This window comes from Acidobacteriota bacterium (genome assembly GCA_009838525.1).
Taxonomy (GTDB): domain Bacteria; phylum Acidobacteriota; class Vicinamibacteria; order Vicinamibacterales; family UBA8438; genus VXRJ01.
The window spans coordinates 50,901-73,758 of the sequence record VXRJ01000011.1 but is presented as its reverse complement, the minus strand read 5'-3'; the positions used below and the strand labels follow the sequence as shown (position 1 = coordinate 73,758).

Here is a 22,858-nt window from a genome sequence, read left to right as displayed (position 1 = left end):
AGAGCGCCGGCCCGGCAGCGCGTTAGGGGTAACAGCCCGTGGTGACACCCCGCGTCACACCGAGAGCGGCGAGGGCGCCCGGCTGACAAGGCGCGACGAGGAAGTATATTGGCCATATGCGACCGAGGAGCAACGCCGTCCAGCCGGGATGCATCGCCGCTCGAATGTAGCGGGGGTTTCACCACGGGCTGTTGAGCGTGATGGAACCGCGGGAAGCATTCGTCGAGAGTCATCGTCCGCCGGGTGGACGTCGTTCCAGCAAGCGCGATCAGATCGTCAACTTCTTCCTTCAGCAGGAGGGCCACTTCGCTGCTGACGAACTGGTCGACGTCATGCGCGCGGCCGGTCACCGGATTAGCCGCGCGACCACCTACCGCACGCTGCAGTGGATGGTGGACGCTGGCATCGCCCGGAAGGTGGACTTTGGCGACGGGCGCGCCCGCTTCGAGCACGCCTACCGGCATCCGCGGCACTTCCATCTGATCTGCCGGGCCTGTAGCCAGTCGTTCGAGTTCATCTCGTCAGATATCGAAGCGTTGATCGAAGAGATTGCCGACGATCGCGGCTTCGCGACCGAAGAGCGCGTAGTGCAGATCCACGGTACGTGCGAAGCGTGCAGAGAGGGTCGCCAGCAGTCGAGCGAGCCGGTAGCGACGGAGTTGCTTTTCGCGCGGGACGCGCTTCGCATCGCGATCGCGACCGAGCGGAGCGGTCTGGAGTTCTACACCCGCGCCGCGCGGCTGACCAAAGATGAGCGCGGGAGGGAGATCTTCCTCAAGCTGGCGGAGGAGGAAAAGGAACACCTCGGTACGCTCGAGAAGCGCTACGCCGAGCTGCTGCAGCAGGAACCTCGCCTCGAAGGTTGGCCGACCTTTCTTTTCTTCAAGGGAGCCGCCAACAGCCTCTTCGCCGCAGGGGCCGACGAGTTGACGGCTGGAGTGGACGATCGTGAGGCGCTCCGGATCGGCATTCGCTGCGAGCGGGGATCGCACCGGTTCTTCCGGCGCTACGGCGAGCGGTTCGAGGATTCCGAGGGGAAGCGCATATTCCTGGAGTTCGCGAAGGAAGAACGGGAGCATCTTCAGTTGCTGATCAAGGAGTACCGCGATCTGCAGGGGCGGCAGGAGGGTGCCCCGCCTGCATGATCGACCTCCACACCCATACGACAGCCTCCGACGGTTCACTTCCGCCCGCCGAGCTGGTCAATCGGGCGGCATCGGTGGGAATCCGCACCCTTGCCGTCACCGACCACGACACGTTGGCAGGCATCCCGGAGGCGGCCGGGGCGGCTCGGGCGCGAGGCCTCGCCTTTGTGGCCGGTATCGAGATCACGGCGGTGCACGAGCATCGTGACGTTCACATGCTCGGCTACTTTCTTCGCCGCGACCCTCCCGGCGTGGGTCCGTTCCTGGAGACGGCCCGGCGGGACCGGGCGCGGCGCGCCCGGGCCATGTCGGACAAGCTCGCCGCGCTCGGCGCCCCGGTCGATATCGAGGATCTGATCCAGGAGGCGGAGGAGTCGGGGAGGGCGGTGGCGCGCCCGACGGTGGCTCGTGCGCTCGTCGACGCGGGGCATGTGAGGTCGATGCAGGAGGCGTTCGACCGCTACCTGGCGGACGGCGGCTCCGCATACGTCGCCCGGACGGGAGCGTCGCCGGCCGAAGTGGTGGCGCTGGTCCGGGCGGGGGGCGGCATCTGCTCGCTGGCGCATCCCGGTTTGCTCCGGAAGGACCATCTGATCCCGGGTCTGGTTGACGCCGGACTCGACGCCATCGAGGCGTTTCACAGTGAGCATGGCGCCGCCGATCGGGCGCGCTACCGCCGCCTGGCGGAGCGGAACGGGCTGGCCATCAGTGGCGGCTCCGACTTTCATGGGGAGGGCCACCACCGCGCTGACCGTTTTGGCCGGGTCGGTCTGCCGGAGGCGCACTTCGGCGCACTGCGGTGTCGACTGGAGCGCGCGCACGCCGCCGTTCACGGAGAGACGGGCCCGATGGAGTTTCGGCTGCCGGCGGCCGAAGCAGGCATGGCGCCCGCCGGTCCGGCGACATGACGGCTGCTCTGGTCACGGCCGCGCTGCTTGGCATCGGCGGTCTGGGCTACTGCACGTTCCTCGGTTTCCTGGCCTCGACGCCGGAAGACATCGCCCGTCATGTGTCGTTCGGCATCTTCTTCACGCTGATCACGCTGCTCGCGCATTCGATGACGATGTTCTATCTGATCGGCAAGGGGAAGGCGATCCGCGAGGCGGCAACCGAAGCGGGATTGCCGGAGGAGATCCATCTGGCCGTGGCGCGGGCGCGCCGCCCGGTCTTTTCCTGGGGGACGCTCGCCATGGCGCTGACGATGTTGGCCGCGATCCTGGGCGGAGGCGTGGATACCGGTGCCCTTCCAGCCGGGATTCATTCCTCCCTGGCGGTGCTTGCGCTGCTGGCGAACTTCTTTGTGTTCAAGCTGGAGCTGCTGGCTCTCGCCACCGCCGCGGATTCGACGGCGGAAGTCAACCGGCAGGTGGAATAGAGGCCGTTTGACCCGGGCCGCCCGAACGGGAGGGTTCGGGATGGCGCGCGGTAGTGGCGGAAGCGCCTGGGAGTCGAACCCAGCCCCCCCGCGTCAGCGGGGAGCGACCGATTTTGAAGACCGGGAGGGCCACCGGGCCCCGTTCGCTTCCTGGAGCGGCGGCCGAACGCAATTCGACCCCAATGGGAACCGGGACAGGGGCAGCAAGGAGTATCGCCGCTGGACTACGAGTCGATCAGCCGGACTTCGCCCGCGCGCGGACCCTTTTCCGAGTGTTCGGGCGTGAACTCGACGCGCTGGCCTTCGCGTAGCAACTCGAAGACCGCGCTACGCACGGCGCTCCGATGGAAGAAGTGCTCAATGCCTCCTTCATCGCGAATGAAACCGAAGCCCTTGTCAATCAACAGACGTGCGATTGTGCCTGTCGGCATACCGTCCCTCCGAGGGGTCCGGCCACCGGGCAGATGCACCACCGCCGATCCCCTAAAGGCGGCAGTCTAGGCAACCGCCGGAATGATGTCAACCGCCTATATGGAGGGGCCGTGCGCTCAGGGAGCATCCGGCGCGGGAGATGGCTTGGTGGAACTCGCCCCTGCGGCGGGGGGCTTGACGGCCTCCTTCGGTGGCGCTGCAGGCTTCGGCGGAGCGGGAGGCTTCGGCGCCGGATAGGTGGTCCAGAAATTCCGGCCGCACTGGCCGCACTTCCAGAACTGCATCGGGGGCCAGACCTGGCCGAAACGCCAGTCAACCGGATCGGTCAGGGTCATCTGGGCTCCGCAACTCTGGCAGCGGATCCGGACATCAAAGTCGCTCATGGGCGGAATTCTAGTGCTGTCCCCGACAGGTTTTCAAATAGGACGCCGGTTCATGACACGATGTGCAGTACCGGCACGGAGGTACGAAGAAGATGACGACACGGCAGTTCGGACTGATCATGACGATGGCGGTTGCGGCGGCGTGCACGACGGCGCCGGCCCAGGAAGCGGCGACGGGCTATACGCCGGTAACGGACGAGCGGTTGCGCTCGCCCGATCCTGCCGACTGGCTGATGTATCGCCGCACTTACGATAGCTGGGGCTACAGTCCGCTCGATCAGATCACGACGGAGAATGTCGCCGGGCTGGTGCCGGTCTGGACGATGTCCACCGGGGTGACATCCGGCCACGAAGCGCCTCCCGTCGTCAACGACGGCAGGATGTTCGTGACGACGCCCGAGGACCGGGTCATCGCCATCGACGCGCGAACGGGCGAGCAGCTCTGGATCTACAACCGCGAGTTTCCGGAGGACATGGCCCATCCGCACCGCACGAACCGCGGCGTCGGCCTGTACGGCGACAAGGTCTACCACACGACGCATGACGCATTCGTCGTGGCCCTCGACGCCGTGTCCGGAGAGCTTGTCTGGGAGACGGCGGTCGCCGACTACCGAACCGGGTACTACATGACGATCGCCCCGTTGGTTGCCAGCGGCAAGGTGATGGTCGGGGCGTCCGGAGGCGAGCGGGGCATTCGCGGGTTCGTGGTGGCGCTCGATCCGGAGACTGGTGAGGAAGTGTGGCGTACGCACACTATTCCGGCGCCGGGTGAGCCGGGCAGCGAGACATGGCCGGGCGATACGTGGCAGACCGGGGGGGCGTCGATCTGGATCACCGGGTCGTACGACCCGGAGCGCAACCTGACCTACTGGGGAACGGGCAATCCGGGCCCGTGGATCGGTGATCAGCGGCCCGGCGACAACCTCTATACCAACTCGGTGGTCGCGTTCGACGCCGACACCGGCGAGATCAAGGGCTATCACCAGTATCACCACAACGGATCCTGGGACTGGGACGAGGTTTCAGCGCCTCTGCTGATTGACGTGCCGCGAGACGGCCGCACCATCCCGACGCTGGTTCACCCGGCCCGGAATGGCTACCTGTGGATGCTTGAGCGGACCGCGGACGCGATCAACTTCGTCGAGGCGAAGCCCTACGTGTACCAGAACGTGTTTACCGCGATCGACCCGGTGACCGGCCGGCCGGAGTACGACGAGGAGCGGAAGCCGGGCACCAACAAGCCCGCCACCTTCTGCCCGTCGCTCTGGGGCGGCAAGGACTGGCCGCCCGCGGCCTACAGCCCCCAGACCGGGTACCTCTACATCCCGGCCAACGAGAACCTCTGCTCGGACATGGTCGGGGTGGAGGTCGACTACGTGCCGGGGCGTGGCTTCACTGGTGCGTCGCAGACGGTTTTCGTCGTGGACGACGCCGAGCACATCGGCGAGATTCAGGCCTGGAACCTGGCTACCGGCGAAGAGGTCTGGACGCACGAGTTCGCGGATTCCCAGAACTGGGGGCCGATTCTGACCACTGGTGGCGGCCTGCTCTTCGCGGGAGGCACCAACGACCGGTACTTCCGGGCGTTCGATGCCGAGACCGGCGACGTGCTCTGGGAGCAGCGGACCAATTCCGGCGTGATCGGCGTGCCGTCGTCCTATGCGATCGACGGCGTGCAGTACATCGCGGTGCAGTCCGGCTGGGGCGTCGATGCCGCGGGTATGCAGCGCGCGGTGAATACGCACTTCGAGGCCGAGCTGCTGGTGCCCCAGGGGGGCGTTATCTGGGTGTTCGCGCTACCGCCGGCCAGCCGCTGATCGAGCGCGAGGGTGGTGGACCAGACGGGGATCGAACCCGTGACCTCGTGAATGCCATTCACGCGCGCTCCCAGCTGCGCCACTGGCCCACGGCTCGGCGCTGACGCGCCAAGATCGATCATTCTATTACGGAACCGAAGACGCGTTGGTACGCCTCTGGCGTGTCGATGTCGATGAAGGCGCCGTCGCCCGGGACCGGAACGGTGATTGCCCGGTCTTCGCAGGCGCGTACAACCGGCTTGGCGCCCTGCGCGGGATCGGCGGCGCGGAGCGGATCGAAGAGAGCGCGGTCGAGAATGACCGGATGACCGTGCGTCCGAGGGGTTTCTCCGATGGCCGGGTCGGCGCGGACAGGACGCACGACCGGGGCGCACGTGCGGGCGTAGGCGTCGAGCAGGGCTCGAACCGTGCCGGGTTCCACGAGCGGGATGTCCACCAGCGTGAGCAGCATCGCGGCAACGTCGGGTCGATCGATTGCCTCGAGACCGCAGAGCAGGGAGGAGAGCTGGCCGCGCGACGGGTCGGGGTTGAGAACGACCCTTGCCGGTGGGTGCGTGCCGGACATCGGCGCGACAACGGGGGACGCCGCCTTCTCCGGGGACAATGGCGCGAGCGCCGACCGGATCTCGCGTAACGGCCCGTCGCCGGAGGCGACGACGACCACCTCCCGGACGCCCCCCTCGCGCAGGGCCCGCACGATGCGCGAGAGGAAGGTCTCACCGCCGCCGGCCGGCAGCAGAGCCTTGGGCCGCCCCATGCGCGAGGACCGGCCGGCAGCAAGCACGACCCCGGGAACGGTCATCGAGCCGGCATCCGCCGCATCCGTCCGCGAGGCCAAGTGCCCCGGGGCGCCCGCAAGCTCCTAGTAGACCCGGAACATGCGCTGGACTTCGTTGCCATCATCGGTGACCGCGAGCGCGAGCATCAACAGGATGCGCGCTTTCAGTGGCGTCAGGTCCTCCGCCGAGACGCGGTTGGGATGGTAGCGGCGGCCGGTGTCGCCGTTGCCGCCGGCTGGAGGATCGATCGGACCCCGCCGCGCCGGGACGCGTCCGCCTCCGGTGCGGGTAGAAAGCACTACCATCGCTCCCGCCTCGACGAGTTGCTGGATTGCCTCGTTCTGCCCAGGCGTCGTCCCTCCGGCGCCGCTCGCCGCCACCACCAGGCCTTCCGCTCCATGCTCGTACGCGGAGAGCAGGAGGTCGCCCGGCGCGTCCAGGTACGTCATCACGATGTCGACGCGAGGCAGCCGCTCAATCGCGGCGAGATCGAACTCGCTACGCCGCGTGTGACGCCGCCCCGGCCGGCGGTAGTAGACGATCGTGTCGTCGTCCACCACGCCGAGCAGGCCGTACGAACCCGAGTCGAACGTATCGAGTCTCTGAGCGTGCGTCTTTCGCACCTCGCGCGCCGCGTGGATCTCGCCGTTCAGGACGACAACGACGCCGCGGCCGCGCGTAACCGGGGCGGCTGCTACCCGCACGCCGTGCACCAGATTGGCGGCGCCGTCATAGCCCGTCTCGTCGGGCATCCGCATCGCCCCGACGACCACCACGGGACGGTCGCTCCGCACGGTCAGGTTGAGGAAGTAAGCTGTCTCCTCCAGCGTGTCGGTACCGCTGGTGACGACGATTCCGGCAAGGTCGGATCGCTCGCGAAACAGGGTGTTGATCCGCCCGGCGAGCGCCAGCCACTGATCGACCGTCAACGAGCTGCTCGCCACGTTGGCGAATTGCTCGGTCTCGACAATCGCGTGCCGGTCCAGTTCGGGAACGAGCGCGACCAGTTCGTCGACGGTCAGGCGGCCATCCGGGTGATTGGCGATGGTTCCACCGGTGGCGACCAGCCGAACCGTCGGTTGTTCCCGACCCGGGAGTTGGGCGTCGGGCTGCGCGCCGGCGGGCGGTGCGGCGACCAGCCAGAAGAGCGCGGCGGCAACGAATGCCAGCGGAAACCCCGCGACACGCATCACCCTCGGACTATAACGCCAGTCCGGGTGCCAGCTGCTAGGCGCGTGTCTTGGCGGCCGGAACCGGGGCGGCGGAGCGATGTGCGGCCGCGAGCCAGCCCGTCAGGCGGTCGCGCGCCTCACGCGGCGTTGCACCGTAGAAGGGCATCAGGGCGGTTGGAACCCCCGCGGCCCGGACCAGCGACGCACGCCATCCCCCGTCGAGCGCGCGACCGACCTCGATGGCGTACTCTCGTCCGTTGATCGTCTCGCGAAAGTGCTGAATCGAAGGGTTGCGGACGGCCAATGTCGTGCTGGGGTGGGAAGGCTTTATTGCGTATCGGAAACGTAGAGAATTCTCAGCCACGCGCGTGATGTGATCAAGCGAAGAACCATGCGAAAGTGGCACCCACAATGACAAGTCAGCATGTCTGCGGGAAAGAACGAGAAAACAATATTTTCTCGAACACGTAATGCACCTCTTGTCCACCGAACTTCCACCGGCTATCCACACCCTCGACGTAACGCCTGGTTGCGCCCTGGTGGAACCCGGTGGGCGGCGAACTCGGCCATCGTGATCACGCCACGCGAGACCCGCCTGCTCTCCGCTCCTACGCTGGGCGCGTACCAGCGGGCGATCGCGGCGCGCGTCGCCGATGCGCGCATCGCGCTCGATGGCGGCGAGCGGGCTATCATCGTCCCTACACGGGCCGCCGCCGATCAGTTGCGCCGGACACTGCGGCAGTTGCACGCGTCGGGCCGCGACGGGACGGTGCGCCCCGCAGTCCTTCCCCGCGGCGACTGGTACGACTGGCTGCACGAACGGGCTGCGGTCCGGGCGCGCCTGCTCACCCAGGTCGAGCGGGAAGTGCTGGGTGGCATTGCCGCCCGCGACGCCGCGGCGGTCGGCGCGCCGCCGCCGTTCCGTCTGCGGGCCGGCATCGTCACGGCGTTCCTCGCCTTCTACGATGAGTTGCGCCGGCGCCAGCGAACCGTTGACGCGTTCGAGCGACTGCTGGTAAACGACCTCGAACCGAGCGCCGACATCGATCGCGGCGCGCGCCGCCTGCTGGATCAGACCCGGTTCCTCGTAGCTGCTTTCCGAGCTTACGAGCGCCGGCTGGATGCGGCGGGAGGCGTCGACGAACACCGCCTGCGCGAGCACTTGTGCAACGCGGGCACGCGCGAGCCGCTGCGCGAAGTGATCGTCACCGTCCCCGATGAGGTTGCGCATCCGGCTGGACTCTACCCGGCCGACTTCGACCTGCTCGCCCGGCTGCCGCAACTCGCGCGCGTCTCGATTGTCGCGACCGACGCGGTGCTCGACAGCGGTCTCCGGGAGCGCCTCGATCACCTCCTGCCGGGGATTGACGAGGAGCGTGTCGCCCCCGACACGTTACCGGCGCCGCGCCTGGTTGTGCCCACCGGCGGCGCGGGCGACCTCCCCTGCTTCCTCTGGCGCGACCGCGAGGAGGAACTGCGCGGCATCGCGCGCGCCGTTGATCAGGCGCGCCGGGACGATCCGCAGCTCTCGGCCGCCGTCGTTGTCGCTCGTCCCCTTCCATACGTCTATCTCGCCCCCCCGGTCTTCGCGGAAGCAGACCTCCGCCCCCGCCCCGGCGACGGACTCCCGCTCGCCGCCGAGCCGTACGCCGCGGCGGTGGACCTGGTGCTCCATTACGCCTCCGGCGACCGTAGTGCATCGACGATGTCAATTGCCCGCAATCCCCATTTCAACTTCGCGGGGGACGACGCGGGGGTTGCGGATTCCGAACTCGCCACCCTCGACGAACCGCGCCCTCTGGCGGATCATCTCGCCGCGCTCCGTTCCCTCCTGCACCGTCACGCTGCGCCGCCGCCCGAGCCCCGCGACGCGATAGCCGAGCGAACGGCCCGCACCCGGTCCCTGATCCACGAGGGCCTCAGCGCGCTCGAGACCGCCCACCGTGCCTTGAATGCGGGCGACGCCAACGTCACGCTCGCTGAACTCGCATCGGTCGTCCGTCGCTGGATCGAGGGCCGGACGTATCCACCCGACCGCAGTGCGGTCCGAGACGGCGATGTTCACTTGATCGACCCCCACGCCGCCGCCTACGGACGGTTCGGTTGCCTTTTCCTCGCCGGCCTGACCGAAGCGGACTGGCCGCCCCGCGCGGAGAAGAACATCTTCTATCCGGCCGGCATGCTTTCCTCCCTGGGGTGGCCGCCCGAGAGCGAGCGGCTGCGGGCTGCGCGCGCCATGTTCCGCGACCTGCTCGGCCTTTCCCGCGGCCGGGTGCGGGTTTCCGCGTTCCTCCTCGAGGATGACGCGGCGGTGGCCGTCTCGCCGATGCTGGAAGACCTCGATGTAGACGGGTTCGATCGGGAGGCGGCGCCGCCCATCGGCGAAGCCGCGTCGCCGGAGGCGACCCCGGGAACCGCCGATGCCATTGCCTACCGCTGGCGCGCGTTTCGTCTTTCCCGTGCCGAGGCCGGAATGGCGCGCGATCGCCTGCGCGGCGACATCGGTCCGCAGGCGCCCCGGGCCTACGCGGTCAGCGCCCTCGAGCGTTACCTCGACTGCCCTTTCAAGTACTTCGCGCGCCACACGCTCCGCCTGGAGGAGGAAGACGGCGAGGAGCAGACGATGACTGCGCAGGAGCGCGGCCGCTTCCTGCACCAGGTGTTCGAGAGGTTCTTCAGTGCGTGGCAGGGCGACGGCCACGGCGCCATCACGCTCGACAGGTTCGACGTTGCCCTCGAGCGGTTCGCGGGCGTTGCGGAAGACGAGCTGGCCCGGCTGCCGCCAGCGGAGCAGGCGGTGGCGCGCGCCTGGCTGTTCGGCTCGCCCGCTTCTTCCGGTCTGGCCGAGCGGTTGTTCAGCCGGGAAGCGGAGAGCCGGACGGCCGACATCGTCGAGCGGCTCCCCGAGTATCGGATCGCCGGCTCCTTCGATATGGGCCCGGCCGGCGGTCGCCGAACCGTTGCGCTCCGCGGCGGCGCCGACCGCGTCGACCTGCATGCCGACGGAACGCTTACGGTCGTCGACTACAAGACCGGCCGCGCGCCGGATCGGTCGCGGGCACTGCAGTTGCCGCTCTATGCGCGGTGTGCGGAACAGCAGTTGCGGGGTTACCGCGACCGCTCGTGGCGCGCCGCCGGCGGCATGTACGTCGCGTTCGGCGAGTCGCGACTGACGGTCCCGATGGAGGGCAAGGGGAAGGTGGCTGACGCGATGAACGAGGGTGAAGCCCGCGCCGTCGCGGCGGTGGCGGGAATCGAAGCCGGCAAGTGCCCGCCGCGTCCGGCGGAGCTGTTCCGCTGCACGATGTGTCCCTACCAGACGGTGTGCCGGAAGGACTATGTCGAGGATCTCTGAGGGCGGGTTGCCGTTCGATGCGGCGCCGGACGAGCCGTCACCCGCACCGGCTGCCCCGCCCGGGCCGGATGCGCCCCCCGATCGCGCGGCGCGCGCCGCGGCGGTCGACCCTACACGCAACATCGTGCTGGAAGCGTCGGCCGGCACCGGCAAGACGACAGTGCTGGTCACCCGCTACCTCAACCTGCTTCGTGCCGGCATCGATCCGATCAACATCCTCGCGATCACCTTCACGCGTCAGGCGGCAGCGGAGATGCGCGAGCGTATCGTCGGCGAGTTGCGCGCCGACGCCCTTGGCTCGGAGGAAGGTGCGGAGCGATGGGCCAGGTTGCGCGACCGCCTCGGCGAGATCTCGATCAGCACAATCGACGCATTCTGCTTCTCGCTGCTCCACGAGTTCCCGCTGGAGGCGGACCTCGAGCCGGGCTTCGGACTGGCGGACGAAACCGAGATCCCGAACATCGTCCGGCAGGCGGTGGAGCAGGCGCTCGGCGCCGGAACCCGGATGGCGAAGAGCGATGCCGATCTTGCCATGCTGATCGCGCAGATCGGTCCATGGCGGATTCGCGTCGCCCTGACGGAGCTGCTGCGCCGGCGCCTGGCCGCGGAGACGACGATCCGGCGCTTCCTGGCCGGAACGCCGCGCGATCTGACGGCGGCGCAGGCCTGCCGCTCCGCAGTGACGCGTCTCGCCGCCCGTATGGAGGGTGCGGATGGCGTGCTTGGCCGGCTGCTCGCGGATGGGCCGGATGCCGGCCCGTTCGCGGTAATCGCGCGAGACATCGCGGACCTCGACACGCTGGCGGAACGCGGCCCGGTTCGGATCCGCGCCGCCCTGGACCGCTGCCGGGCGTACTTCCTGACGCAGCAGGGAACGCCTCGCAAGCGGGTCACGGACGCGCAGCTCTCCGGCAGTGGCCCGCGCGCCAGGCGGTTCCGCGCGGCGGCGGTCGAGGCAGCCCCGATCATGCATGACGTGCTGGGCCGGTTCGACCGCGACATCAACCTCGTGATGGCGCGCGGCGTGCACCAGCTCTTCACGATCGCGGTCGACGCGTACCGCCGTCAGCTCGACGCCCGTGCCCTCCTCGACTTCTCCGATCTGCTGGAGCGTGCCGTGGCTCTCCTCCGGAGAATGGACGAGTTCGCGCGATCGCGTTTTCGCCTGGAGTCCCGCTACCACCACGTGCTCGTCGACGAGTTTCAGGACACGAGTCCGGCGCAGTGGGAACTGGTTTCGCTCTTGGTGCAATCCTGGGGGGAGGGCGCCGGCCTGGTCCACGACGCAACACTCCCGCCCAGCGTCTTTGTCGTCGGCGACCGCAAGCAGTCCATATACCGGTTCCGCGACGCGGACGTTGCCGTCCTTGACGATGCCGCGAACGCGGTCGCCGCGCTCCGCGAACCGGATGGCGGAGACGCCTCCGCTGCAGGCCCGGGTGCGCGGGAGTCTGCCTCCCGCGCGACCTCCCCCGACGTTCGTCAGTCGATATCCAACAGCTTCCGCACCGTTCCCCCCCTGCTCGCCTTCCTGAACGACCTGTTCGCGGCGGTGCCGAAGGTGTCCGGGCGCCGTGACGCGTTCCGCTTCGACGAGCGCGATCGCTTTCCGGTGGATGCGCCGGCGGTCACGGCTGCGGACGAGCCGGTGGTGGCGGTCGCGGTCGCCGATAGCGTCGAAGGGACGGCCGACCTTGTCGCCGGAGAAGTCTCCCGCCTCCTCGAGACGGGCAGCGTGCGCGACCGCCGCACCGGCGTGCCTCGCCGCCCGGTTCCCACCGACGTCGCCATCCTCTTCCGATCCCGCCAGAGCCACCGCGAGTTCGAGCGGGCGATCAACGCGCGCGGCATCCAGACGTGCGTCTACAAGGGGCTCGGCTTCTTCGACACCGACGAAATCAAGGACGTCCGCGCCCTGATTCGCTACCTGGCCGACCCGCGCTCGGAGCTCCGCGCCGCCGCCCTGCTACGCTCGCGTTTCATTGGAATCTCGGACGCCGCGCTCGCCGCGCTGAGAGGCAAGCTCGCCGCCGCCCTGCTGGACGGAACGCTTCCCGCCGCCGCGTTGGACTTCGACGCGCATGACCGCACGGTGCTCGACCTGGCGCGCGACACGGTCCCGGGCTGGATCGGCCTGGTCGATCGCCTGCCACCAGCCGAGGTGCTCGACCGGGTCCTCGCGATGTCGGCGTACTCCATCGAGCTTGGCGAAGGTCATCCGGCACAGGCCCGCGAGAACGTCAAGAAGATCCGAAACCTGGTCCGTCGCGTGCAGAACCGCGGCTACGCCACGATGGCGCATGTCGCCGACCACATCGATCATCTTTCGGGCGATGTCTCCAACGCGGTGGTCGATGCGTTCGACGCGGTCAACCTGATGACGGTCCATGCCGCCAAGGGGCTGGAGTTCCCGATCGTGATGCTGGTCGATCTGGGGCGCGGCACGGGTTTGGGCGGAGCGGCCATCCGTGTGGCCACGGACACGGCGGGGAAGCCGTGGGTCAGCGTGTCGCCCTACCGGACGCCGGCCGATCAGGAAGAACGTCTCCGCGATCTGGAGGAAACAAAGCGCTTGCTGTACGTCGCCGCCACCCGCGCGCGCGACCGTCTCTATCTCTCAGCGGTCCTCGACGACGCTGGCGCCATCGCCTGCAACCCCGGCAGTCTCGCGGAAGCGCTTCCGGCGCCCCTTGTCGACCTGATGGCTCACGCCGCGACCGTGCGCGACACGGTCCGCTGGACTGGAACGAGCGGCCAGCCCCATCGCCTGGCCATCGTCGATCGGGCCTAGAAGCGGCGCTCAGGACGCGCCGTCGTCTTCGGCAGGCGGCGCCGGCGGGGGCGGCGGTGGCAGCAGGCTGGGATCGCGCGAGATCCGGTCCATCCATTGCCTGATGTTCGACTCCGCTTCCTCCTGGGTCTGTCCCGGGACCAGCACGGATCCGACCGGTGTCGACGTTCCCGGCGCCGTCAGCCAAGCCACCCAGTGCCCCGCGCGCGCCTCGCTCTGAATGCTGTATTCCATCGTCCTGTCCATCCAACCGGTCCCGAACCGGGCCGGGCCGGATCGTACACCAGACCATCCCCACGCGCACCTTGACAATCGTTCGAAGCGGCTCCTATCGTACGAATCGGATGTTGGATGACCGGGTGCCTGACACCCTGCGGGCGATCGACGACATCGGCAACCGTCTCGGGCCGACGCGCCACCCAGTCCTTGCGGACGAGGTGGCGGTCGACTTCCCCTCGATGCGGCCGATCGTCGATAGGATGCTCGCTCGGTTCCGGGCCGGGGAACCGGCAGCGGACGATCCGGTCACCCGCCACGCGCGGTTCGAGTTGACCGCTCGCCAGGCGCTCGAGGGAGTGCGCCTGCCGCTCGATTTGACGGTGCGCCACACCTGCCCGGCCTGCGGCGGCCGGGGCGAACTGCAGAGCGGTTTGTGCAGCCTCTGCTGTGGTTCCGGTTCCGGCCTGCTGGAGCATCGTCTACACCTTCCCGTGCCGCCGGGCGTGCACGATGGCGCCTGCCTGCGGTATGCGCTTGCGCCGCCCGGGGCGGACAGGACTCATGTCGAGGTTCGTATTGCGGTGCAGTGACCGCGCGGTGCGGTGACGCTCAGGATTCCTGCAACTTCATGACCATCACAGACACGGCAGTACTCGACGCGCTTCGGGCAGTGACCGATCCCGACCTGGGGCGCGACATCGTCAGCCTCGGCTTCGTCAAGAACCTGACGATCGACGGTGGCCGAGTCGCCTTCACGATCGAGCTGACCACTCCGGCCTGCCCCGTCAAGGATCAGATGCAGCAGCAGGCGCGCGAGGTGGTCGCAGCGCTGGACGGAGTAGCCGACGTTGCGGTCGAGATGACGGCGAGCGTTCGTTCCGCGGCGGCCTCCCCGGCGCAGCAGCAGCCGATCCCGGGTGTTCGCAACATCATTGCGGTGGGCGCGGGCAAGGGGGGAGTGGGCAAGACCACGGTAGCGGTCAACCTGGCGGTCGGCCTTGCGCGCTACGGCGGGCGGGTCGGCATCATCGACGCCGACGTTTACGGTCCCAACGTGCCGATCATGCTCGGCGTCGACGCGAAGCTCGAATCGGATGGGAGGAAGATCCGTCCGGCCGAGAAGCACGGCATCCGCCTCGTGTCGATGGGCTTCCTGACAACCGCCGACGCGCCGATCATCTGGCGGGGTCCAATGCTGCACGGCGTGGTTCGACAGTTCTTTCAGGACGTCAACTGGGGCGAGCTCGACTATCTGGTCGTCGACATGCCGCCGGGAACCGGTGATGTCGCACTAAGCCTGAGCCAGACGGTGCCGGTGACCGGCGCCGTCGTCGTGACCACGCCTCAGACGGTCTCGCTGGCGGACAGCCGGCGCGCCGTCGGGATGTACCGCAAGCTGAACATCCCGACGCTCGGCATCGTCGAGAACATGAGCTACTACGCCTGCCCCCAATGCGGCGACGAAGCGGATCTCTTCGGACGCGGGGGTGGCGAGCGAGTCGCGGAGGAGCTCGGCGTGCCCTTCCTGGGACAGATTCCGATCTATGCCCCGATCCGCGTCGGCAGCGACACCGGCGCCCCCATCGTGAGCGCCGAGCCGGATTCGCCGGCCAGCCGTGCGTTCCGCCGGATTGCCGAGCAGGCCGCCGCGCAGGTGTCCATCGCCAGTTTCAGGGAACCGGTGGCCGCCGCGCCGATGGCCTAGCTGCTAGACCTGCCCGTCTGGGAAGGCTACCGGCGCCCTTCCTGCGCTTCTCCCGTCATCGGAACAAAACGGACCGGCAGCACCGACTGGGTCGTCGTCCCGGTTTCGGTCTTCGTCACGATCAGGATGTCCTGGTAGAAGCTGCCGACGGGAATCACCAGTCGCGCGCCGACGGCGAGTTGCTCCACGAGCGCCGGAGGCACGTGGTCCGGTGCGGCGGTGACGACGATGGCGTCGAACGGCGCCTCTTCCGGCCAGCCCCGGTACCCGTCTCCGGTCCGCACCGCGATGTTGTCGTAGCCCAACTCGGCCAGTAGCGCGCCGGACCGTTCAGCCAGTTCCGTGACGATCTCGATGGTGTGGACGCGGCTCGCGATCTCGGCGAGAACCGCCGCCTGGTAACCGGAGCCGGTACCGATCTCCAGGACCCGGCTATCGGGCCGGATTCCCGCCGCCTCGGTCATGAACGCGACGACGTAGGGCTGTGAGATCGTCTGCTCGTAGCCGATGGGAAGCGGATGGTCGTCGTAGGCGCTTGCCGCCAGGTCCGCCGGGACAAAGCGATGTCTCGGCACGGCGATCATCGCCGAGAGCACTGCCTCGTCAGAGATGCCGCGGTCGCGGAGCTGTCGTTCCACCATTTGCTGCCGCTCCTCGAGACGGTCGGTCGGACCGCCGGCTTGACGTTGGGGCGCCGACTCGGACACGCTCGCAGTTCCGCCGGCCGACTGGACCGGGCCGGCGGCGCACCCGGGGACGGTGAGGGCGGTGGCGCAGACGGTGGCGACGGAAGCGAGGGTTCGGCTGAAGCGCTGCTTTCGGCGACGATCAGGAGATCGACGATGTTCTGGCTGTTGATGGCAATCGGCGCCGGTCTGGCAGCGCTCGCTCATGCCGCGCCTTTTCCCTTCCTGCTCGACGCGCGCCCAACCGCACCCTCGCTCTGGAGCATGCCCGAAGGCGATGACGCGCCCGCGGTCTACCTGACGTTCGACGACGGCCCGAATCCGACCGCGACGCCCGACCTGCTCGACGTTCTCGCCGAGTTCAATGCCCGCGCGACCTTCTTCATCATCGATCGCCATCTGAACGAGGATACCGCGCCCCTCGTTCGGCGCATGTTCGAAGAGGGCCACGCGGTGGGTATTCACACGGATACGCGCGGTTGGGCGTTCCTGTCGCCGGACGTGCTCGCGCAGCGACTTCAGGCCGTGGCAGCTCGCATCGAGCAGCTCACCGGCGGAACGCCCTGTCGGGCGTTCCGCCCCCACGCCGGCTTCCGGAGCGGCTGGATGTATGCCGGCCTCGAGCGCGCAGGCTATTCCCTGGTCGGTTGGGGCTGGAGCCTCTGGGACTTCAACTGGTACCGCCGGCCGGACCCGGCGGGTCTGGCGGCGCGGCTTGCCCGCCGCGTCTCCGGCGGCGACATCATCGTGATGCATGATGGCCATCACCGAAACCCCGTGGCCGAACGCGGCCACACCGTGGACGCGGTCCGCCTGCTGATCCCGAAATTGCGCGCCGACGGTTACACGTTCGGGACGATCTGCTAGCAGTTTACGTCTCAGACGACCCGGCCTGCCGCCAGACGCGCGGCGGCGACGGCGGCGCCCACCATGGCGGGGTGGTCGGTCCTGATCGCATGAACCGGTATTGCCGCCATCAGCGCCGCCATGGGTTTCTTGTCGCGGAACGGGTCGAGAAAGACGGGGGAGTCGAGGGCTGGAAGAATATGAGGCACGATACCGCCACCGAGGTAGACGCCCGCCGTCGCCATTCCCCGGAGCGCCAGGTTGCCAGCCTCGGCGCCGAGCGCGCCGACGAAGAGGTCGAGCGTGGTCGCGCATCGGGAACAGCGCCCGGCGAGCGCCGACCGGGTGATGCGGCGCGGAAGCGCGGCGAGCCCGTCGCCGTCGTCGTGGGTGTCGTCGGCGCCGGCAACCGGATAGGCGTCGGTCCCGTGGGTCAGCGCGTGGATGTTGACGAGTCCGGGACCGCAGAGGACATCTTCGAGCGAGGCGCGGCCGCGGCGGGCGGTCAACTTTCGGAGCAACTCGATTTCCGCCTCGGTCCGCGCGGCGAAATCGGCGTGGCCGGGCTCGGCCGCCACCGGAATGAGTTCCCCGCCGACCCGGTGCAGGATGGTCTCTCCCAACCCGGTTCCGGGTGCGATCAGGGCGGCGTTGCCCCCCGGATCGGGACGCCCTGGCTGCAGGGTAACGAGCTCGTCCGGCGTCAGGACCGGTAGTGCGTGGCCCATCGCCACCAGGTCATTCAGCAGTCGCACGCGCAGGATCCCGAACCGCTCCGCGATGCCCGCGGCCTCGACTCGCCACGGGACGTTGGTCAGATCCGAGGCGTTGTCGCGCACCGGCCCGGCGACCCCGAGCACCGCGGCGTCGATCGTCCGGCCCGAGCCGTGGCGGTCCAGGAAGCGGGCCAGCAACCTGTCGATGCTGTCGTGCTCGCGGGTCGGCACCGCCGCGACGGCGATGGGCTCGGGTCGTCCACCACCCGTATCCGTGAAGAGGCCGCAGACCGTCTTGGTTCCGCCCACGTCGGCGGCGAGCAGCGTGAACACGCTTGACTTTATGATCGAACGGTTGCATCGTTCCACCATTCGAGCGGGTCTGCGCGTCAAGCTGGCAGCACTCGCGCTGGCAGCACGCGTGCTCGTAGCGCGTGCGCGAACCGGTCGGAGCTTACATGTCGCGGACGTTGCAGAAACCGGCGACGCCGTCGGAAGACGAGTTGCAGCGCCGCTTCCACAGCCGGCGGCAGATTCGAGAGCGCTACCCCGATTTGCGGGAGCGGTGGATTGGCCACCTTGAGAAGTGGGGGCTCATCCGGCCCGCCGTCCGCACCGACACGGACACGTACTACGCCTTCCGGGATCTGGGCGTCGTCAAGCGGGTCCATGAAGAAATAGCGGCTGGCGGCTCGTTCCGCCGCGCCGTCCGGCTGCTGCTGGCCGAGCACGACGGTCAGCTCTCGCTCGACTTCGACACCGTGCATGGTGAGGCCCAGCCGGCGAAGGTCATCGCGCTGCCGCGCCGCGACACATTGGCCGCGCGCCCGTCGGCGGCGTCCGGCAAGCATCAGTCGGAGCGGGCGGCGCTGGCGGCCCGCTTCTTTCTGGAGGGCTCTGAACTCGACGAGCAGCCGGGCGACGGGCAGGAGCGGGCGCGCCTGGCGTACCAGAAGGCGCTGCTGCTTGATCCGTCGCTGGTTCCCGCGCTGGTCAACCTGGCGAACATCCACTATGCGCGTGACGAACTGGTGGAGGCCCAGGCGCTCTACGAGAGGGCTTTGAATCTGGACTCCGACTGTTTCGAGGCGGCGTTCAATCTGGGCAATATCCATCACGATCTCGGACGCTACGACGACGCCGTCGCCTGCTATACCGATGCCCTGCGCGCGAACGACAGCTATGCCGACGCCCACTTCTACCTGGCGGTCACGCTGGAGAAGACCGGCCGTTCAGCCGACGCGAAGCCGCACTGGCGCATCTACCAGGGACTTGCCCCGGACGGGGAGTGGGTCGATCTGGCCCGCGAGTTCAGCGAATAGACGGCCAGCCGCTAGCGTGCCCCTACGTGCGCCGGCGCCAAGCTCCAGCAGTCCGTGGTGAAACTCGCGTCACACCGCTCGAATGTAGCGGGGGTTTCACCACGGGCTGCTAGTAGCTGTAGCCGTCGAAGTCGTAGGGGTCGTTCTTCTTGCGCTTCCGGCGGGTCTTGTAGAAGTCGCACTCCGGACACCACGCCGTCGGGTTGAAACCGCGCTGCCCGGCGTACGGCTTCACTTCGCTGTGCGCGCAGTACTCCGTGCCATCGGTCAGTTCCTCGTGCCATCGGCAGGCGCGGAAGCGGGTGAGCGCCGGGTCCGATTCCTCAGGCGGGGCAGGCGATTCGGCCTGCTCCCGGCGGGCCGGATCATCGAACATGATCCCAGTGTATCAGGCGCGTCGCCGGTCTCGGGGCGACGCGTGTCTGCCGTCGGCGACGGCTGCTAGCGGGCGCGGAACGTGATGATGCCGCGGTTCGGGTCGTAGGGCGAGACCCCCACCGTGACACGGTCACCGGGAACCACCTTGATTCGGAAGCGGCGCATCCTGCCGCTGAGCTGGGCCAGCACTTCGTGGCCGGAGTCGCACTGCACCCGGTACAGGCCGCCGCTATGCACGGCGACGATGGTGCCCTGTACGTCGATCAGGTCGTCTTTCGCCACGGGGTACTTGCGGGCCGGATTATACAGGAGCCCGCTTGCCGAGAGGTTGCGCCATGGGCTGCCAGGGATTGCGCCACCGGTGCGCCGGCCGCCAGGCCGGCATCGGCTATTGCGCTCTTGCCGGCCTGGAGGCCGGCGCACCGAGAGCTAGAGGTCCCTGACCGCTTGTTCGATCCGGCGGGCGATGGCGGCGTAGTCGTTCCCGTCGAAACGGAGCGGCTCGCCGAAGGCGATACGTACACGGCCGGGCCGCGCCCAACGGGCGCCGATCGGCAGGACGCGGTCGATGCCGTCAATCCGGACCGGCACTACCGGCACCTGCAGGCGGGAAGCAAGCATCCCGACGCCGGGTTGGAACGGATCGATGTGGCCCGTCACGTTGCGGCGTCCTTCCGGGAAGATGAGCACCGACGATCCGCGGCCGAGCAACGTGCCGAGGTGACGCATCGCCTCGCGAGCGCCCGCCGTCCGTTGCGGTAGCGGCGCGATGTTGAAGCAGAGCACCCCGAGGAAATACGCGAGGCTGGTTCGAAACCGCTCGCCCGGCGGGAAGCGCTCGGGGTGAAAGTGTGGCGCGAACCACTCGCGGGCGGCAGCTGTGGCAACCCGGCGCCGCGCGGCGGGCAAGGCGGCCAGGATGACCGGACCGTCCATCAGGCTCTGGTGGTTGGCGGCGTATAGGACCGGATCCTCCGTCCGGCCGAGATGATCCAGCCCCTCGACTCGCGTCCAGGCGAAGCAGCGGCCGAGCGGGAGCAGAAAGAACGACTGCGCGAGACGGCGGAACAGACGCACCGGTGCGAGCTGGCTCCAGGTGGGGAAGATGAGCGCGCCGTCGCTCCGCGAGGACGGTGGCTCCTCTGCCGGAGCAACGGGTCCGGTTCCCGTCAATCCAGCATCCGAAGCCGCCTCGGCGCCGCGCCCGCCGATCCCGGCGGCCGGATCGCTTTCCACGAGCGTGCGCAGGTCGTCGACGGTCGACAGGGCCGCGAACGCGGTCTCGTCCACCGTCGTGGCGAAGCGCCGTTCGAGGGCCAGCATCAGTTCGATCCGCTCGATGGAGCTGAGCCCGAGTTCCTCGAGCGTCGTCGCGCCGGTCACGGTCCGGCCATGCGCGAAGTGCGCGACGACCTCCTCGACCGTATGGCCCGCCGCCGGTGGTCCTGACTCCGCGTCCGTGCCGCCAGAGCGTCCGGCGTCCTTTTCCACCCAGCGCTTGAGCGCGGCGCGCTTCAGCTTCTGGGTCCCCTCGGTCCGCGGCAGCGCCGCGTTCGGCCACACCGAGAACGAACGGATACGCTGATGATCCTCGAGCAGTGCGTTCGCCTCGCGGACGACGGCATCGGCGCCGGCGTTTGGCTCGAGCACTAGCACGGCGTGGACGTGCTCGCCCCCCGGCGGTCCGCCGCCGACCACGCCGGCGTCACGGACGTTCGCCTGCGCGCGCAGCGCGCGCTCCACGTCGTCCGGAAAGACGTTCAGGCCATCGGGGGTTACGATCATTTCCTTTTTCCGGCCGCGCACGGTCAGGCGTCCCTCGTCGTCGAACGCGCCGATGTCACCGGTGTGGAACCAGCCGTCGCGGAAGGCCTCGGCTGTCGCTTCGGGCGCGTTGTAGTAGCCCGCGGTGACGTTGGCGCCGCGCACCAGGATCTCCCCGTCGCCGGCAATCTTCACGTCGACGCCGCCGATTGGCGTTCCGACCGACCCGCGCCGCGCGTGGAACGGATGATTCAGCGTGACGATCGGCGCCGTTTCGGTCAGGCCGTAACCCTGGATGACGAGAAAGCCGAGGCGTGACCAGAACGCTTCCACCTCCGGGTCGAGCGGCGCCGCGCCGACGACGAACGCCCAGAACTTGAAGCCGAACATCCGGTGGACCCGCCGATAACGCCACCAGCGCCGGCCCACGGATTCCGGCCGGTCGAGCGGCGCCGCCGTTTCCGGCATCTCGTGGATGACGTGGTCGCGCAGCACCTCCAGGATCTTCGGAACCGAGACCAGGACGGACACTCGGCGCGTGCGGACTTGCCGGACGATGTCGGCCGGATTGTAGCCGCGCATGAAGACCGTGACCCCTTCGAGCGTCGGCGGGATGAATGTCGCCATCGCCTGACCGAACATGTGGCTGAGGGGCAGCAGGTTGAGGAAGCGGAGCGGGAAGAACGGCCGGCCGTAGCGGCGGTACTTCAGGATCTCGCGTTCGACGGGGACGATATTCGCCAACACGTTCGCGTGCGTGATGCGTACGCCCTTCGGCTCGGCCGTCGCGCCCGAAGTGAAGATGATCTCGGCGAGGTCGCTGCCGCTGACGCCGCGGGGAAGCGCGACGGCCGCGTCGTCACCGCCTCCGTCGCCATCCCCACCGGGCGAGTCCGCATCGAGCAGGCCGTCAAGGTCCCAGCGTTCAGCGCCGTCGAGCGGCGGGACCGGCAGGTCGCGGCCGGCGACGACAATCCTCGCCGAGACGATCCGGGCGACCCGCTCCAGGAGGTCGGGCGATGCGCGAACGTCGATGGGCACGGCGACGGCGCGCGACAGCAGGCAGCCCCAGAAAGCGACTACCCACTCGGCCCGGTTCTCTCCCCAGAGGAGGATGTTCGCTCCCGGCGTGACACCCGCGCGTTCTAGCCTTCGGGCGAAGCGCCCCGCGGCACGCCGGATGTCGTCGTATGTCCAGGTATGCGCGCGGTAGCCGCCGTCGTAGACGAGGAATGGCCGGCCGGAGCGGATCCGGTCGTCGAAGAAGTCGAGGAGCGTCGCCCGTCGCATCCGGGCACTATGATCGCACGCGTGGCGGGCGGGACGTCAGCGGAACGAGACGCCGACGTTGAGGGTCATCTGGGTCATGCGCGGCGAACGCGGCCGGTCACCCATCTCGGCGATCGGGCTGATGGCGTAGAAGCGGGCGTCGATCGTGAAGGCCAGATGATCGCTTGTGAACCAGCGGACGCCGCCTCCGTAGTTGAGGGTGTTGGCGGTGGGCTGTTCCGGTGCCCCGGAGCCCTCCGTGTAGAGCGACAGGCGGGAGCGGCCGATGCCGCCGCTCAGGTAGCTCCAGCCGTCGCGGGTGCCGAAGTTGAAGGAGAGCTGCGGCGAAAGCGCCGAGAATTCCTTGCGGACCGGCGGGCCGTCCGGCATCGGCGAGAATTCTCCCGGCGCCTGGCTGGCCGCGGAGACGTGATAGCTGGCTCCGATGCCGAAGGTGACGATCCAGACGCGCAGGGGGTAGACGTGCGCCGCGATATCGAATCCGCGTCCGGTGCCCGGCGTGTCGGGCGGACGGAGGCCGCGCGCATCGGCGAGCTCGACGTTGCGGGGGAACGGAACCAGCGAGCCGCGCACGTCGACGACGTACCAGTCGATCGGCTCCTCCGGCGGCTGCGCCGACGCCGGAGCGGCAAACAGCAGGACGGGCAGCAGGACCAGAAAGGAACGCGCCGGCAGCATCGGCG

At 68.7% G+C, this 22,858-nt stretch carries 21 protein-coding genes and 2 tRNA genes; 10 read left to right on the top strand and 13 right to left on the bottom strand.

Features of this window, described 5'->3' with window-relative positions; all coding sequences use genetic code 11:
• Positions 1 to 197: 197 nt before the first annotated feature.
• From F4Y45_03190 to F4Y45_03180, 3 genes are read left to right on the top strand one after another with little or no spacing between them, the layout of a single operon-like run.
• Positions 198 to 1,145: a hypothetical protein gene (locus F4Y45_03190; GenBank protein MXY23513.1), complete on the top strand. Its 948-nt coding sequence runs from the start codon at positions 198 to 200 to the stop codon at positions 1,143 to 1,145.
• Positions 1,142 to 2,053 carry a PHP domain-containing protein gene (locus tag F4Y45_03185; GenBank protein ID MXY23512.1) on the top strand — a complete coding sequence of 304 codons (912 nt, stop codon included), beginning with the start codon at positions 1,142 to 1,144 and terminating at the stop codon, positions 2,051 to 2,053. Before F4Y45_03190 ends, F4Y45_03185 begins: the two co-directional genes overlap by 4 nt.
• Positions 2,050 to 2,520 carry a hypothetical protein gene (locus F4Y45_03180; protein ID MXY23511.1) on the top strand — a complete coding sequence of 157 codons (471 nt, stop codon included), beginning with the start codon at positions 2,050 to 2,052 and terminating at the stop codon, positions 2,518 to 2,520. Before F4Y45_03185 ends, F4Y45_03180 begins: the two co-directional genes overlap by 4 nt.
• Positions 2,521 to 2,574: 54 nt before the next feature.
• Here the strand turns inward: F4Y45_03180 and F4Y45_03175 are convergent.
• Together F4Y45_03175 and F4Y45_03170 are read right to left on the bottom strand one after the other, a co-directional pair.
• Positions 2,575 to 2,671: transfer RNA gene (locus tag F4Y45_03175), tRNA-Sec, on the bottom strand.
• A 73-nt stretch (positions 2,672 to 2,744) separates the two neighbouring features.
• On the bottom strand, positions 2,745 to 2,951 hold the full coding sequence (locus F4Y45_03170) for a cold shock domain-containing protein (GenBank protein ID MXY23510.1): 207 nt from the start codon (positions 2,949 to 2,951) through the stop codon (positions 2,745 to 2,747).
• 503 nt (positions 2,952 to 3,454) lie between these two features.
• Here F4Y45_03170 and F4Y45_03165 point away from each other — a divergent pair.
• Positions 3,455 to 5,152 carry a PQQ-dependent dehydrogenase, methanol/ethanol family gene (locus F4Y45_03165; GenBank protein MXY23509.1) on the top strand — a complete coding sequence of 566 codons (1,698 nt, stop codon included), beginning with the start codon at positions 3,455 to 3,457 and terminating at the stop codon, positions 5,150 to 5,152.
• Between the two features lie 13 nt (positions 5,153 to 5,165).
• Here the strand turns inward: F4Y45_03165 and F4Y45_03160 are convergent.
• From F4Y45_03160 to F4Y45_03145, 4 genes are all read right to left on the bottom strand, one after another.
• Positions 5,166 to 5,241 (bottom strand) — tRNA-Ala (locus tag F4Y45_03160).
• 29 nt (positions 5,242 to 5,270) lie between these two features.
• Positions 5,271 to 5,954, bottom strand: coding sequence for a nucleotidyltransferase family protein (locus F4Y45_03155; protein MXY23508.1), 684 nt, complete (start codon positions 5,952 to 5,954; stop codon positions 5,271 to 5,273).
• Between the two features lie 60 nt (positions 5,955 to 6,014).
• On the bottom strand, positions 6,015 to 7,121 hold the full coding sequence (locus tag F4Y45_03150; protein MXY23507.1) for an asparaginase: 1,107 nt from the start codon (positions 7,119 to 7,121) through the stop codon (positions 6,015 to 6,017).
• A gap of 37 nt (positions 7,122 to 7,158) precedes the next feature.
• Complete coding sequence (locus F4Y45_03145; protein MXY23506.1) at positions 7,159 to 7,407, bottom strand: hypothetical protein; 249 nt, start codon at positions 7,405 to 7,407, stop codon at positions 7,159 to 7,161.
• 120 nt (positions 7,408 to 7,527) lie between these two features.
• Between F4Y45_03145 and F4Y45_03140 the strand changes: the two genes are divergently transcribed.
• Both F4Y45_03140 and F4Y45_03135 read left to right on the top strand, forming a co-directional pair.
• Complete coding sequence (locus tag F4Y45_03140) at positions 7,528 to 10,458, top strand: hypothetical protein (protein ID MXY23505.1); 2,931 nt, start codon at positions 7,528 to 7,530, stop codon at positions 10,456 to 10,458.
• Entirely contained in the window at positions 10,442 to 13,249 is a 2,808-nt protein-coding gene (locus F4Y45_03135) for an AAA family ATPase (protein ID MXY23504.1), read from the top strand. The genes F4Y45_03140 and F4Y45_03135 overlap by 17 nt, the downstream gene beginning before the upstream one ends.
• Before the next feature lie 9 nt (positions 13,250 to 13,258).
• Here F4Y45_03135 and F4Y45_03130 read toward each other — a convergent pair whose 3' ends face one another.
• The gene (locus F4Y45_03130; GenBank protein MXY23503.1) at positions 13,259 to 13,483 is read right to left on the bottom strand and encodes a hypothetical protein; all 225 of its coding nucleotides are present in this window, start codon (positions 13,481 to 13,483) and stop codon (positions 13,259 to 13,261) included.
• A gap of 125 nt (positions 13,484 to 13,608) precedes the next feature.
• Here F4Y45_03130 and F4Y45_03125 point away from each other — a divergent pair, with 125 nt between their 5' ends.
• Both F4Y45_03125 and F4Y45_03120 read left to right on the top strand, forming a co-directional pair.
• The gene (locus F4Y45_03125) at positions 13,609 to 14,058 is read left to right on the top strand and encodes a hypothetical protein (protein MXY23502.1); all 450 of its coding nucleotides are present in this window, start codon (positions 13,609 to 13,611) and stop codon (positions 14,056 to 14,058) included.
• A gap of 38 nt (positions 14,059 to 14,096) precedes the next feature.
• Positions 14,097 to 15,173 carry an Mrp/NBP35 family ATP-binding protein gene (locus F4Y45_03120; GenBank protein ID MXY23501.1) on the top strand — a complete coding sequence of 359 codons (1,077 nt, stop codon included), beginning with the start codon at positions 14,097 to 14,099 and terminating at the stop codon, positions 15,171 to 15,173.
• Positions 15,174 to 15,199: 26 nt separating this feature from the next.
• Here the strand turns inward: F4Y45_03120 and F4Y45_03115 are convergent, their stop codons facing one another.
• Complete coding sequence (locus F4Y45_03115) at positions 15,200 to 16,066, bottom strand: protein-L-isoaspartate(D-aspartate) O-methyltransferase (protein ID MXY23500.1); 867 nt, start codon at positions 16,064 to 16,066, stop codon at positions 15,200 to 15,202.
• On the opposite strand from F4Y45_03115, the gene F4Y45_03110 reads away from it, so the two are divergent.
• Positions 16,016 to 16,726 carry a polysaccharide deacetylase family protein gene (locus F4Y45_03110; GenBank protein MXY23499.1) on the top strand — a complete coding sequence of 237 codons (711 nt, stop codon included), beginning with the start codon at positions 16,016 to 16,018 and terminating at the stop codon, positions 16,724 to 16,726. The two genes, F4Y45_03115 and F4Y45_03110, sit on opposite strands and share 51 nt — an antisense overlap.
• A gap of 11 nt (positions 16,727 to 16,737) precedes the next feature.
• Here the strand turns inward: F4Y45_03110 and F4Y45_03105 are convergent, their stop codons facing one another.
• Positions 16,738 to 17,793: a glucokinase gene (locus F4Y45_03105; protein ID MXY23498.1), complete on the bottom strand. Its 1,056-nt coding sequence runs from the start codon at positions 17,791 to 17,793 to the stop codon at positions 16,738 to 16,740.
• 86 nt (positions 17,794 to 17,879) lie between these two features.
• On the opposite strand from F4Y45_03105, the gene F4Y45_03100 reads away from it, so the two are divergent.
• Positions 17,880 to 18,743 (top strand): tetratricopeptide repeat protein, encoded by an 864-nt coding sequence (locus F4Y45_03100; protein ID MXY23497.1) that lies wholly within the window; start codon positions 17,880 to 17,882, stop codon positions 18,741 to 18,743.
• Positions 18,744 to 18,852: 109 nt separating this feature from the next.
• Here the strand turns inward: F4Y45_03100 and F4Y45_03095 are convergent, their stop codons facing one another.
• From F4Y45_03095 to F4Y45_03080, 4 genes are all read right to left on the bottom strand, one after another.
• Entirely contained in the window at positions 18,853 to 19,119 is a 267-nt protein-coding gene (locus tag F4Y45_03095) for a hypothetical protein (protein ID MXY23496.1), read from the bottom strand.
• Between the two features lie 65 nt (positions 19,120 to 19,184).
• Positions 19,185 to 19,403, bottom strand: coding sequence for a translation initiation factor IF-1 (gene infA / locus F4Y45_03090; GenBank protein ID MXY23495.1), 219 nt, complete (start codon positions 19,401 to 19,403; stop codon positions 19,185 to 19,187).
• 147 nt (positions 19,404 to 19,550) lie between these two features.
• Complete coding sequence (locus tag F4Y45_03085; GenBank protein MXY23494.1) at positions 19,551 to 22,175, bottom strand: AMP-binding protein; 2,625 nt, start codon at positions 22,173 to 22,175, stop codon at positions 19,551 to 19,553.
• 36 nt (positions 22,176 to 22,211) lie between these two features.
• Positions 22,212 to 22,853, bottom strand: coding sequence for a porin family protein (locus tag F4Y45_03080; protein MXY23493.1), 642 nt, complete (start codon positions 22,851 to 22,853; stop codon positions 22,212 to 22,214).
• Positions 22,854 to 22,858: the final 5 nt, after the last annotated feature.